The sequence below is a fragment of the Mesorhizobium sp. M4B.F.Ca.ET.058.02.1.1 genome, assembly GCF_003952505.1.
Lineage (GTDB): Bacteria > Pseudomonadota > Alphaproteobacteria > Rhizobiales > Rhizobiaceae > Mesorhizobium.
In genome coordinates this window covers 3,425,593-3,437,978 of record NZ_CP034450.1, presented here as the reverse complement: position 1 = coordinate 3,437,978, position 12,386 = coordinate 3,425,593, and the positions used below count along the sequence as shown (strand labels likewise).

The 12,386-nt window shown below is 64.3% G+C and carries 11 protein-coding genes and 1 pseudogene; 5 read left to right on the top strand and 7 right to left on the bottom strand.

Annotation, left to right across the window (positions count from 1 at the left end; all coding sequences use genetic code 11):
• Positions 1–68: 68 nt before the first annotated feature.
• From EJ073_RS16855 to EJ073_RS16835, 5 genes are read left to right on the top strand one after another with little or no spacing between them, the layout of a single operon-like run.
• A complete protein-coding gene (locus EJ073_RS16855) occupies positions 69–1,667 on the top strand; it encodes an ABC transporter substrate-binding protein (RefSeq protein WP_126056744.1) in 1,599 nt (532 codons plus the stop codon).
• A 45-nt stretch (positions 1,668–1,712) separates the two neighbouring features.
• Positions 1,713–2,720: an ABC transporter permease subunit gene (locus EJ073_RS16850; protein WP_126056743.1), complete on the top strand. Its 1,008-nt coding sequence runs from the start codon at positions 1,713–1,715 to the stop codon at positions 2,718–2,720.
• Positions 2,721–2,747: 27 nt separating this feature from the next.
• Positions 2,748–3,632, top strand: coding sequence for an ABC transporter permease subunit (locus EJ073_RS16845; protein ID WP_245455737.1), 885 nt, complete (start codon positions 2,748–2,750; stop codon positions 3,630–3,632).
• Complete coding sequence (locus tag EJ073_RS16840; protein ID WP_126056741.1) at positions 3,632–4,495, top strand: ABC transporter ATP-binding protein; 864 nt, start codon at positions 3,632–3,634, stop codon at positions 4,493–4,495. Before EJ073_RS16845 ends, EJ073_RS16840 begins: the two co-directional genes overlap by 1 nt.
• Complete coding sequence (locus tag EJ073_RS16835; RefSeq protein ID WP_126056740.1) at positions 4,492–5,322, top strand: dipeptide ABC transporter ATP-binding protein; 831 nt, start codon at positions 4,492–4,494, stop codon at positions 5,320–5,322. The genes EJ073_RS16840 and EJ073_RS16835 overlap by 4 nt, the downstream gene beginning before the upstream one ends.
• Before the next feature lie 24 nt (positions 5,323–5,346).
• Here EJ073_RS16835 and EJ073_RS16830 read toward each other — a convergent pair.
• The 7 genes and pseudogenes from EJ073_RS16830 to EJ073_RS16800 form a co-directional block, all read right to left on the bottom strand.
• Positions 5,347–6,557 (bottom strand): annotated as a pseudogene (locus EJ073_RS16830) (cysteine desulfurase-like protein).
• A gap of 109 nt (positions 6,558–6,666) precedes the next feature.
• Positions 6,667–7,344: an amino acid ABC transporter permease gene (locus EJ073_RS16825; RefSeq protein WP_126056739.1), complete on the bottom strand. Its 678-nt coding sequence runs from the start codon at positions 7,342–7,344 to the stop codon at positions 6,667–6,669.
• A 115-nt stretch (positions 7,345–7,459) separates the two neighbouring features.
• On the bottom strand, positions 7,460–8,245 hold the full coding sequence (locus EJ073_RS16820; RefSeq protein ID WP_126056738.1) for an ABC transporter substrate-binding protein: 786 nt from the start codon (positions 8,243–8,245) through the stop codon (positions 7,460–7,462).
• A gap of 100 nt (positions 8,246–8,345) precedes the next feature.
• Positions 8,346–9,485: an aminotransferase class V-fold PLP-dependent enzyme gene (locus EJ073_RS16815; RefSeq protein WP_126056737.1), complete on the bottom strand. Its 1,140-nt coding sequence runs from the start codon at positions 9,483–9,485 to the stop codon at positions 8,346–8,348.
• A 165-nt stretch (positions 9,486–9,650) separates the two neighbouring features.
• A complete protein-coding gene (locus tag EJ073_RS16810; RefSeq protein ID WP_126056736.1) occupies positions 9,651–10,379 on the bottom strand; it encodes a GntR family transcriptional regulator in 729 nt (242 codons plus the stop codon).
• A gap of 203 nt (positions 10,380–10,582) precedes the next feature.
• Positions 10,583–10,978, bottom strand: a complete 396-nt coding sequence (locus EJ073_RS16805; RefSeq protein WP_126056735.1) for a RidA family protein — start codon at positions 10,976–10,978, stop codon at positions 10,583–10,585.
• A gap of 49 nt (positions 10,979–11,027) precedes the next feature.
• Positions 11,028–12,176 carry an acyl-CoA dehydrogenase family protein gene (locus EJ073_RS16800; RefSeq protein WP_126056734.1) on the bottom strand — a complete coding sequence of 383 codons (1,149 nt, stop codon included), beginning with the start codon at positions 12,174–12,176 and terminating at the stop codon, positions 11,028–11,030.
• Between the last annotated feature and the right edge of the window lie 210 nt (positions 12,177–12,386).

Here is a 12,386-nt window from a genome sequence, read left to right as displayed (position 1 = left end):
AAACGGTGCTTATATGCGCGCTTCGCGAGCCTGCTAGAGGGGCTTGGCAGAACATCAGGGAGTGCTCAATGAAAAAGAAACTGACTTTTGCAGCCGCGTTGCTGGCTGCAAGCGTCCTCGGTGGCGTGGCCAACGCCAAGACGCTGGTCTATTGCTCGGAAGCATCGCCGGCCAATTTCGACCCGGGTACGACGACGGGCGGTAACGATTTCGACGCCTCTTCGCGCACCGTCTATTCGCGCCTTGTCGAATTCAAGCATGGCGGTACCGAGATCGAGCCCGGCCTCGCCGACAAGTGGGAAATCTCGGACGACGGCCTGGTCTATACTTTCCACCTGCATCCGGGCGTGAAGTTCCAGACCACCGACTATTTCAAGCCGACCCGCGATCTCAATGCCGATGACGTCGTCTTCTCCTTCGACCGTCAGTTCAACAAGGAAAATCCCTGGAACGGCGAGAAGTACCTCCCGAACCTGACCTGGGATTACTACACCGGCATGGACATGCCGAAATACGTCGCCAAGTGGGAAAAGGTCGATGATCTGACCGTCAAGCTGACGCTGACCGAGCCGAACGCGCCGATGCTGGCCAACCTCGGCATGGACTTCGCCTCGATCGTGTCGAAGGAATACGCCGATCAGCTCGCGAAGGACGGCAAAATGGCCGACTTCTCGACCAAGCCGATCGGCACCGGGCCGTTCCAGTTCGTCGACTACCAGCTGGATTCGGTCATCCGCTACGCGGCCAACCCCGACTATTTCAAGGGCAAGGAAAAGATCGACGATCTCGTCTTCGCCATCACGCCCGACGCCACCGCGCGCATCCAGAAGGTGCTGGCCGGCGAATGCGACGTCGCGCCCTATCCGAACCCCGCCGACATTGGCACGATCAAGGCCAACCAGGACGTCAACCTGCTCGACCAGGCCGGACTGAACATCGGCTACATGAGCTACAACACGACGATCCCGCCGCTGGACAAGCCCGAGGTTCGGCACGCGCTGAACCAGGCGATCGACCGGGAGGCGCTGATCAAGTCGCTGTTCCAGGATGCCGGCGCCACGCCGGCCCAGAACCTGATCCCGCCGACCATGTGGTCGTGGAACAAGGACGTGAAGTTCGATTCCTATGATCCGGAAGCGGCCAAGAAGGTGCTCGCCGACGCCGGGCTGAAGGAAATCCAGCTCTGGGCGTCCGACCGCGTTCGTCCGTACAACCCGAACTTCCAGCGCGCCGCCGAACTGATCCAGGCCGACTGGGCCAAGGTCGGCGTTAAGGCCGAGATCGTCAACTACGAGTGGACGAAGTATCGCGAGGAAGGCAAGAAGAAGGAGCGCCCCGGCGCCTTCCAGATCGGCTGGACTGGTGACAATGGCGATCCGGACAACTTCTTCGCCACCCTCTTCGCCTGCTCGGCAATCGGCGTCTCGAACTACTCGAGCTGGTGCGACAAGGACTTCGAGGACCTGATCCAGAAGGCCAAGAAGACCAGCGACCAGGCCGAGCGCACCAAGCTCTACGAGCAGGCCCAGGTTGTCTTCCAGAAGCAGGCCCCGGCCTTCCTCCTGGCCCACAGCCAGGTCTATGCGGTTGTGCGCAAGAATGTCAGCGGCTTCATGATGGACCCGCTAGGCATCCACCGCTTCGACGGCACCGACAAGGCCGAATAGAACTCTAGAGCGGGCGGCGCCGTACGGCGCCGCCCCTTTTTCAAGATGCTCCGATATCTTCTCAACAAAATCGCGCTTCTGATCCCGACGCTGGTCGGCATCACCATCTGTGCCTTCGCCTTCGTCAGGCTGCTGCCCGGCGACCCCATCCTCGCCATGGCCGGCGAGCATGGCGTGACGCCGGCGCGCTACGAAGAGCTCAAGGAACAGTTCGGCTACAATCTGCCGATCTGGCAGCAATATGCGCGCTACGTCGGCGAGGTCGCCACCGGCGATTTCGGTGTTTCCATCTCCTCCAAGCGGCCGGTTATCGAGGAGTTCAAGACGCTCTTCCCGGCGACGCTGGAGCTCTCCTTCTTCGCCATGATCTTCGCCATGGTGCTCGGCATCCCGGCCGGCATCTTCGCAGCGGTCAAGCGTGGCTCGTGGTTCGACCAGTCGCTGATGGGCACAGCCCTTGTCGGCTATTCGATGCCGATCTTCTGGTGGGGCCTGCTGCTGATCATCTTCTTCTCCGGCTATCTCGGCTGGACGCCGGTCTCCGGCCGCATGGGCCTGCAGTTCTTCTTCAAGCCGATCACCGGGTTCATGACCATCGACAGCATCCTCTACGGCAAATGGGATGCCTTCCGCTCGGCACTCAGTCACCTCGTGCTGCCGGCGATCGTGCTCGGCACCATCCCGCTGGCGGTGATCGCCCGCCAGACGCGCTCGGCCATGCTCGAGGTGCTGGGCGAGGACTATGTCCGCACCGCGCGCGCCAAGGGCCTGTCGTCGGCGCGGGTTATCGGCGTGCATGCCTTGCGCAACGCGCTGATACCGGTGGTCACCACCATCGGCCTGCAGGTCGGCACGCTGCTTGCCGGCGCCATCCTCACCGAGACCATCTTCGCCTGGCCGGGCATCGGCAAGTGGATGGTCGATTCGATCTTCAAGCGCGACTATGTCGTCGTGCAGTCAGGCTTGCTTTTGATCGCCCTCATCGTCATGGCCGTGAACCTGATCGTCGACGTGCTCTATGCCGTCATCAACCCGCGCATCAGGGCTGCATGAATGAGCCAGTCGACCGAAATCGCCCCGATGGCCAGCGGCAGTCCGGACCGCCTCACCGGCTTCAGGACTTTCTGGCACTATTTCTCGGTGAACCGCGGCGCCGTCATCGGCCTGTTCGTCTTCATCCTTTTGGTTCTGGCGGCGCTCTTCGCGCCGCTGCTCGCGCCCTATGCGCCCGACGTTCAGGACAAGACCGCGTTTCTGAGGCCTCCGGCGTGGCAGAACGGCGGCAGTGCTCAGTATCTGCTCGGCACTGATGCGGTCGGACGCGACATCCTCTCGCGCCTGCTCTACGGCGCGCGCTTCTCGCTGCTCATCGGCGCGGTGGTGGTGACTTTGGCGCTCACCGGCGGCATCACGCTCGGCCTGCTGGCCGGCTATTTCCGTGGCTGGGTCGACGTTGCGATCATGCGCGTCATGGATCTGATCCTGGCCTTCCCGTCGCTGCTGCTCGCGCTGGTGCTGGTCACCATCCTCGGCCCCGGCCTGTTCAATGCGATGCTGGCGATCTCGCTCGTGCTGCAACCGCATTTCGCCCGCCTGGTGCGCGCCGCGGTGATGGCCGAGAAGAGCCGCGAATACGTCGTGGCCGCCAAGGTTGCCGGCGCCGGGCATCTCCGCCTGATGCTCGCCACCATCCTGCCGAACTGCCTGGCGCCGCTGATCGTCCAGGGCACGCTGTCGTTCTCCAACGCCATCCTGGAAGCCGCCGCCCTCGGCTTCCTCGGCCTCGGCGCCCAGCCGCCGACGCCCGAATGGGGCACCATGCTCGCCTCGGCGCGCGAGTTCATCCTGCGCGCCTGGTGGGTGGTGACGTTCCCCGGTCTTGCCATCCTGATCACAGTGCTTGCCATCAACCTGATCGGTGACGGCCTGCGCGACGCGCTCGATCCGAAGCTCAGGAGGTCGTGATGGCGCTGCTCGACATCCAGAATCTCGTCGTCGAGTTCCAGACCGCATCCGGTCCGTTCCGCGCCGTCGACGGCGTCTCGCTCCATGTCGATGAGCGCGAGGTGCTCGCCATCGTCGGCGAATCCGGCTCCGGCAAATCGGTGTCGATGCTGGCGGTGATGGGGCTGCTTCCCTGGACGGCCACGGTCACCGCGGATCGCATGAGTTTTGCCGGCCGTGACCTCCTGAAGCTGAGTTCTGCCGAGCGGCGCAAGATCGTCGGCAAGGATATGTCGATGATCTTCCAGGAGCCGATGGCCAGCCTCAATCCCTGCTTCACCATCGGTTTCCAGATCGAGGAAGTGCTGCGCTTCCATATGGGCATGGACCGGGCCCAGCGCCGGGCGCGCGCCATCGAGCTCCTGAAGCAGGTCGGCATTCCCGAGCCGGCGGAGCGGCTGAACTCCTTCCCGCACCAGATGTCGGGCGGCCAGTGCCAGCGCGTCATGATCGCGATTGCCATTGCCTGCAATCCGAAGCTCTTGATCGCCGACGAGCCGACCACGGCGCTCGACGTCACCATCCAGAAGCAGATCCTCGACCTGCTGGTCTCGCTGCAGGCCAAATACGGCATGGGCCTGATCATGATCACCCACAATATGGGCGTGGTGGCCGAGACCGCCGACCGCGTCATTGTCCAGTACAAGGGCCGCAAGATGGAAGAGGCCGACGTGCTGTCGCTGTTCGAGAGCCCGAAGAGCAACTACACGCGCGCGCTGCTCTCTGCGCTGCCGGAGAACGCCGTCGGCGACCGCTTGCCGACCGTCTCCGACATGCTGTTCGAACCGGCGCCCCAGGGGGCAAGTACCGGAGCCGCCTCATGAGCACCAGGGTCGTCGAAGGCAAGAACATCGTGCGCGACTACCATGTCGGTGGCGGCCTGTTCCGCGGCGCGCGCACGGTGCATGCGGTCAAGGGCGTCTCCTTCAGCGTCGACAAGGGCAAGACGCTTGCCATCGTCGGCGAAAGCGGCTGCGGCAAGTCCACGCTCGCCCGCATCATCACGCTGATCGATCCGGCGACGTCGGGCGAATTGTTCATCGACGGCAACAAGGTCGACATTGCCAGGGACGGTTTGTCGAAGGAGATGCGCCGCAAGGTGCAGATCGTCTTCCAGAACCCCTATGGCTCGCTCAACCCACGCCAGAAGATCGGCGACGTGCTCGGCGAGCCGCTGCTGATCAACACCGACAAGCCGGCCGAGGAACGCCGCGACCTTGCCATGAAGATGCTGAAGAAGGTCGGCCTCGGACCTGAGCACTACAACCGCTATCCGCACATGTTCTCCGGCGGCCAGCGCCAGCGCATCGCCATTGCCCGCGCGCTGATGCTGAACCCCAGCCTGCTGGTGCTGGACGAGCCGGTCTCGGCGCTCGACCTTTCTGTGCAGGCGCAGGTGCTCAATTTGCTGGCCGACCTGCAGGATGAGTTCCAATTGACCTATGTCTTCATCAGCCACGATCTCTCGGTGGTGCGCTACATCGCCGATGACGTCATGGTGATGTATTTCGGCGAGGCGGTCGAATACGGCCCGCGCGACGAGGTCTTTGCAGACCCCAAGCACAGCTACACCAAGACGCTGTTCGCCGCGACGCCGCGCGCCGATGTCAGTTCGATCAAGGCAAGGCTGGCCAAGAAGAAGGCGGCCTGACTCCAAGCGCCGTGGCCAAGCCGATCATGACAGCTTGGCTACGATCGCGCGCAGCGCTTCGCCGAAACGATGCACTTCTTCCACCGTGTTGTAGTGCACCAGCGAGGCGCGGACGGCGCCGCTGTCCATCGACAGGTTGAGCCGGCTCATCAGCCGTGGCGCGTACATATGGCCGTCGCGGATGCCGATCTGCATCACCGCCATCTCCTCGACGATCCTCTGCGGTGACAGCTTGCCGATGTTGAAGCAGAAGGTCGGCACGCGCTCATGGATGCGGGCTTCGTCGGCCACGCCGTAGATCGTGGCGCCGCAGTCCTTCAGTACCTTCAGCATCTCGCGCGCCAGCGTCAACTCATAGTCACGGATGGCGTTCATGCCGGCGACGATGTTGTCGCGGCGCGAGCGGTTGTTCTCGGCGAGGAAATTGCGGCCGACCGATTCCAGATAGCGCACGGCCGCGTCCATGCCGGAGACATTCTCGTAGATGAAGGTACCGGCCTCGACCTTGTAGGGGGCTCATCGGGGATGAAATCCTCGCGGAAGGTCGGCAGCCGCTTCAGCGTTTCGAAGCGGCCCCAGAGAAAACCCATATGCGGCGAGAAATTCTTGTAACCGGAGCAGACGAGGTAGTCGCAGTCCCAAGCCTGCACGTCGATCAGGCCATGCGGACCGTAATGCACGCAGTCGAGGAACACTTCCGCGCCGGCGGCATGCGCGATCTTGGCCACCGAGGCGACGTCGACGATCGAGCCGATCGAATGCGCCGTCACCGTGCAGGCGACGAGCCGGGTGCGGTCCGAGACCAGCGGCTTGAGATCGTCGACATGCAGATTGCCGTCCTCGCGCATGCGCCACCATTTGAACTTCGCGCCGGCCTGCTCCAGCGCCAGCCAAGTGGCGATATTGGCGTCGTGGTCCATGTCGGTGATGACGATCTCGTCCCGCTTCGCGAGCATCTGGCCGATGCCGAGGCTGACCAGGCGGATGAACGAGGTGGCGTTCATGCCGAAGCAGATTTCCGACGGGCTGTAGGCGTTGATCAAAAGCGCCACGCTCTCGCGCGCCTCGGCGACCGACTGGTCGACGGTGACGCTGCGGCCGTAGCGGCCGCCGCGCTGGACATTGTGTCCGACCAGATGGTTGGTCACCGCGTCGAGCACGCTTTGCGGGATCTGCGCGCCGGCGGCATTGTCCATGAAGATGAAGTCGCCGGCCTGTCGCAAGGCGGGGAACATCGCGCGGATCTTCTCGACCGGGAACGAAACAGCGCCGTCCTGCGCCTTCGAGATATGGTGTTGGTTCACGGACGTCTCCTTCAGTTCATCGATGTCGTTCGAGGTGGGATCAGTGCGCGCCGGACTGGGCCTTGCCGCGCTCTTCGAGGTAGCCGACCAGCCGCACCAGCGGCCACAGGAAGGCGAGATATATGATTGCGGCGCCGATCAGCGGCGTCGGATTGGCCATCAGCGCCTGCGCGTCGGTCGCCTGCTTCAGAAGGTCGGGCATCGCCACCACCGAGGCCAGCGCGGTGTCCTTGAACACCGAGACGCAGTTGCTGGTCAGCGGCGGGATGACGACACGGATCGCCTGCGGCAGGATCACCTTGCGCATGGCGACCCAGAACGGCAGGCCGAGCGCTGCGGCAGCCTCGAACTGGCCCTTGGGGATGTTCTCGATGCCGGCGCGGCAGACTTCCGCCGTGAAGGCGGCAAGCACCAATGACAACGCAAGGGCCGCCGAAACGAAGGACGACAGGCGGATGCCGACGAAGGGCAGGGCGTAGTAGATCAGGATCAGCACCACCAGGATCGGGAGCGCGCGGAAGATGTCGATGTAGAGGATGGCCAGCCGCCTTAGCGGCTTCGGCGCATAGAGCCGCATTAGGCAGATCGCCAGCCCGGCGATGGTGCCGAAGACGATTGCGGCGCAGCCGAGCAGGATAGTGTTGCCGAGCCCGCGGATCAGGATCGGAAACGATCGGACGAGGATGCTCCAGTTGAAGAAGGTGTCGATCAGTTCCATCGGCGTCACCGTCAAGGCAATGCCAAGCCCGCGCTTTCGCGGGCCTGGACGGATGGGAATCGGAGAGCGCCGGCCTTGTTACCGACGCTCTCGCGAACGGCTATAATTAGCCGGCTTATTGCGGGATTGGCCCCGGCGCCACCGTGCTGGTGCCGGCTTCCGGATCGACGCCGAACCACTTTTTGTGGATCGCGGCCATGGTGCCGTCCTTCTTCATCGCGGTGATCGCTTCGTTGACCTTTTCGAGCAGCGGGTGGCCCTTCTTGGTCATCATCGCAAAGCGCTCGCCGGTCGGGATGCGCACCAGGATCTTCAGCGCCGGCATCTGCTTGATGGCGAACAGGAAGCCGGCGAGCTCGCCGGCGCCGCCGTCGATGCGGCCGTTCTGCACGTCAAGCAGCAGATCCTGCTGGGCGTTGTAGCTCTTGGTTTCGGCAACGCCGAGCTTGGCGGCGTTTTCCTTCATGTAGGCTTCGCCGGTCGAGCCGGCGATGACGCCGATGGTCTTGCCCTTGAGGTCGTCGAGTGTCTTGATGGTCGAATCCGCCTTGCCGACGATGGTGCCGTCGCTGTCGTAGTAGGCCTGGGTGAAGCCCTGGTTCTGCAGGCGCTCCTTGGTGATCGAGATCGACGACACGGCGAAGTCGATGCGGCCGGAAGCTGTCGCCGCGAACAGCGCCTGGAAGCCGAGATCCTGGAACTCGACCTCGGCGCCGATGCGCTTGGCGACGTCGTTGGCGACATCGATCTCAAAACCCTCGAAGCCGCCGGAATCGGTCTTGTATTCCCATGGCGGGTTGGCGGGGTAGGCGCCGACCATGATCTTGTCGGCGAAGGCGGGTGTGGCGAAGGCGATGCCGGCTGCGATGACCACGCCAATCAGTCCTAGACGTTTGAGCATGTTGCTTCCCTCTGGTTCGGCCACTTCGCGTGGCGCATTTCCTGATCCGCCCCTTCCAGCATCCAGCTCCCGGACGCCGCAGGCGAGGCGGCGCCTGAAATCAGGATGCGCGGTGCTGGCGCGAGCCGATCAGGTCTTGCAGCCGCGCAATCAGCGCCCCGACGGCCTCGTCCGCCGTGACCATGCCGGGCGACAGCCTGAGCGTCGTGCCGCGGGCGTCGCAATAGAGCCGCTCATCGCGCAGTGTCGCGACGAGCTTCGCCGCCTCGACGCCTTGCGGCAGGCCGATCATCACGCTGCCGCCGCGTTTCTCCGCATCGAGCGGCGAGCGGATCGTCCAGCCATTGCTTATCGCGGCGTCTATGATGCGCCCGACATGCGCCGCGTTCTGCGCGCGGATGGCGTCGATGCCGGTCTCTTCCACCCATTGCAGGCCGGGCAGCGAGGCGACGCTGGCCAGGATCGCTGGCGTGCCGTGGTCGAAGCGGCGCGCGTCGCTTGCGTAGCTGAAAGCGTCGAGATCCCAGGAGAACGGATTCGGCTGGCTGAACCAGCCGCGCAGCTCCGGCCGGCATGTGGCCATAAGGTCCGGCGCGACTTGCAGAATGCCGGCGCCGGAAGAGCCGCACAGCCACTTAAGCGATGTCGAGACGACGAAATCGACCGGCGTCTCTGCCACCGAGAAGGGCACCACGCCGACCCCTTGCGTGATGTCGACCCCGACGATGCTGCCCATCGCCCGGCCATGCGCCGCGAGCTTCGCCACATCGCAGCGGTGCGAGGCCGTCGAGGTCACGAAGGTGATGAGCGCCAGCCCGACATCTTCCTGCCAGCGGGCGACGAAATCCTCGTCGCGAACCCAGCTTTCGCCAGGCCTGAGCGGCACGGTGTCGAGCGTGAAATTGAAACGTTGGGCCAAGCCTGCCAGCAGGAAATGCAGGCTCGGAAAACAGTCGGCGGCAACCAGCACGCGCTTTCCCGCCAGACGCTCGGAGGGCAGGGCGCCGATCAGGCTGTAGAGCGCCGAGGTGACGTTCTCGGCGGTGGTCAGCGTGCCCTGCGGTGCGTCGATCAGCCTGATCCAGGTGTCGATGAAGCGTTGCCGCGCGGCAAGCGCGGCCGGCCACTGGCCGTCGTCTTCCGCCGACCAGATGGCAGAGAAGTCCGCCAGTGCGGCGGCCATGCTCTCGCCCTTGCCGGGGAAGGTGCCGATCGAATGGTAGAGAAAATAGCCGGACATCTTCTGTCTCGCTCCTTGTGATCATGTGATCACAAAACGAAACGAGGATCAATCCTTTAAGGCTAAAGAAAAGCGGCAAGGTGCCAAAAAGCAGCCGATTGCTTTGGTCCAGCGCGGCCGCGACAGACCTTCTCGGTCTTTGGGTCAGCCCAACGCTGAGGAAGATCAGGAAGCTTTGCCGAAACCGGTGAAGTCGACCGTCCTGGGCTCTGGCACATCGGGGCAGATGGCGCGCAGCGTCATCTGCGTCGCCGTGATGTCCGCCACCACCTCGTAGCGGGCGCGGGCAAAGTCCTTGTCCTTCAGCGCGGCAATGATCGCGACATGCCTGCCCGAGGGCTCCATCGTTCCGGCGCGCATCAGCGGCGCCACGTGGTTGGACAACAGCCGCATATAGGGGCCGAAGCGCAGCCACAGCGTTTCGATCAATTGAAACAGCACGTCCGAGCCTGAGGCGCGGTAGATGATGAAATGGAACTGCTGGTTCTTGGCGATCAGCTCATAGATGCTGCCGTCGCGGCCGATCGCCTGCTGGTCGTCGGTGATGCGCTGCAGGCTGTCGATCTCGACCGCCGTCAGCCGCGGCGCGCCGAGTTCGGCCGCCAGCCCCTCGACGGCGAGACGGGCCCGGCAAAGGTCGTCGAGCCGCGCCCGCGTGACGACCGGCACGCAGGCCGAGCCGTTCTGCGAGATCTCCAGCGCGTTTTCCGCCGCCAGCCGCCGCAAGGCCTCGCGCACCGGCATGTTCGAGGTGCCGAAGGCCTCGGCCAGCGCGGCGATGGTCAGCACCTGTCCCGGATCGAAGCTGCCGACCATCAAGGCATGGCGGAGCTGTTGGTAGACGCCATCCTGGACGGTGATGCGTCCCGATACGGGTTCGAAGCCCAGAGCCACGGTTTTGCTTTCCTCAGATGCCGGCAGAAGCTATGTGCGATGCCCGAGTGCGCCCGCCGAAGCAAGCGTGATCATCTGATCACAGTTTGTGTTTAGAGCCAAGCGGCGGTTCGAATAGTCAAGGCGATGATCTCTGATCGAATCGGGCCTATGCCTTCAAACGTCAGCGCGAGTTTTCGGCGCGCCGGTCGACCTGGCGCAATTCACTCCGGAATAACAGCCGTCGCCTGGATCTCCACCTTGGCGCGGTCCTCGACCAGCGCCACGACCTGCATGGCCGCCATGGCCGGGAAGTGGCGGCCGATGACCGCGCGGTAGGCCTCGCCGATGCCCTTGAGATTGGCGCGATACTCGGCCTTGTCGGTGAAATACCAGGTCATCGAGGTGATGTGATGCGGCTCGCCGCCCGCCTCGGCCAGCACGGCGACGATGTTGGTGAGCGTCTGGCGCACCTGGCCGACGAAATCGTCGGTCTCGAACCGGCACTCGGCATTCCAGCCGACCTGGCCGCCGACGAACACCAGCCGGCCGCGCGCGGCGACGCCGTTGGCGTAACCGATGGGCTTTGCCCAGCCTTCCGGCTGCAGGATGCTGTGCATGACTAGACTCCCCCTAATCGAAATGCGGGCTGCGGGACATTCATCAGTCTCACGCCGCCCCCATGACCTGTCGCGCGATCACCACTTTCTGCACGTCGGATGCCCCCTCGTAGATGCGCAGCGCACGGATCTCGCGATAGAGGCTTTCGACGATGTGATCCTTGCGCACCCCGTCGCCGCCATGCAGCTGCACGGCCGCGTCGATCACCTCCTGTGCGCGGTCGGTTGCGAACAGTTTGGCCATCGCCGCCTCGCGGGTCACGCGTGGGGCCCCCATGTCCTTGGTCCAGGCGGCGCGGTAGACGAGAAGCGCCGCGGCATCGACATCCAACGCCATGTCGGCGATGTGGCCCTGCACCATCTGCAGGTCCGCCATCGGCGCGCCGAACAGTTCGCGCTCTGCAGCGCGGCTGACGCTTTCGTCCAGCGCACGACGGGCAAAACCGAGTGCCGCGGCACCCACGGTCGAGCGGAACACGTCGAGGACCGACATGGCGATGCGAAAGCCGTCGCCGGGCTTGCCGATCAGCGCGGAAGCGGGAACGCGGGCATTGTCGAACGACAGTCGCGCCAGCGGGTGCGGGGCGATCGTCTCCAGCCGCTCGGCGATGCTCAAGCCTTCGGTTTCGGCAGGTACGATGAAGGCGGAAATCCCCTTGGCGCCAGGCGCCTCGCCGGTGCGGGCGAAGACGATGTAGAGATCGGCGATGCCGCCATTGGAAATCCAGGTCTTCTCGCCGGTCAGCAGATATTCGTCGCCATCGCGCGTGGCCGTCATTTCCATGTTGGCGACGTCCGATCCGGAGCGCGGCTCCGACAGCGCGAAGGCCGAGATCGCCTTGCCGGCCCGCGTCTTGCCCAGCCAATGCTGTTGGTCCGGCGTGCCGAACAGGCTGAGCGCGCCGGTGCCGAGCCCTTGCATGGCGAAGGAAAAGTCGGCCAGCCCGTCATGGCGGGCAAGTGTCTCGCGCGTGATGCAAAGCGTGCGCACGTCGAGCGGTCCGGGATTGTCCGTGTCGAGCGCCGTCGGCTTCAGCCAACCGTCACGGCCGAGCTTCGCCACCAGCTCCCGGCAGGCGGCGTCGACATCGTGATGGTCGACCGGCAGGTTCTTCGCGCACCAGGCGTCGAGCTGGTCGGCGAGCTGGCGATGGCGCTCCTCGAAGAAGGGCCAGTTGAGGAAGGAACGGTCAGACATGTTTGCCTCCGCAGTTCTGCGAGGTCTGTGCTCTACGGCGCCCCCCTCTGTCCTGCCGGACATCTCCCCCTCTTGGGGGGAGATCAGCTGTCATGTCGGCTTTCGCCAATCGCCAAAGCCGCAAGAATGAGCGGGGCGCCGAAACCGCCAATCTCCCCCCTTGAGGGGGAGATGTCCGGCAGGACAGAGGGGGGTTCTGTCCCGCCAACG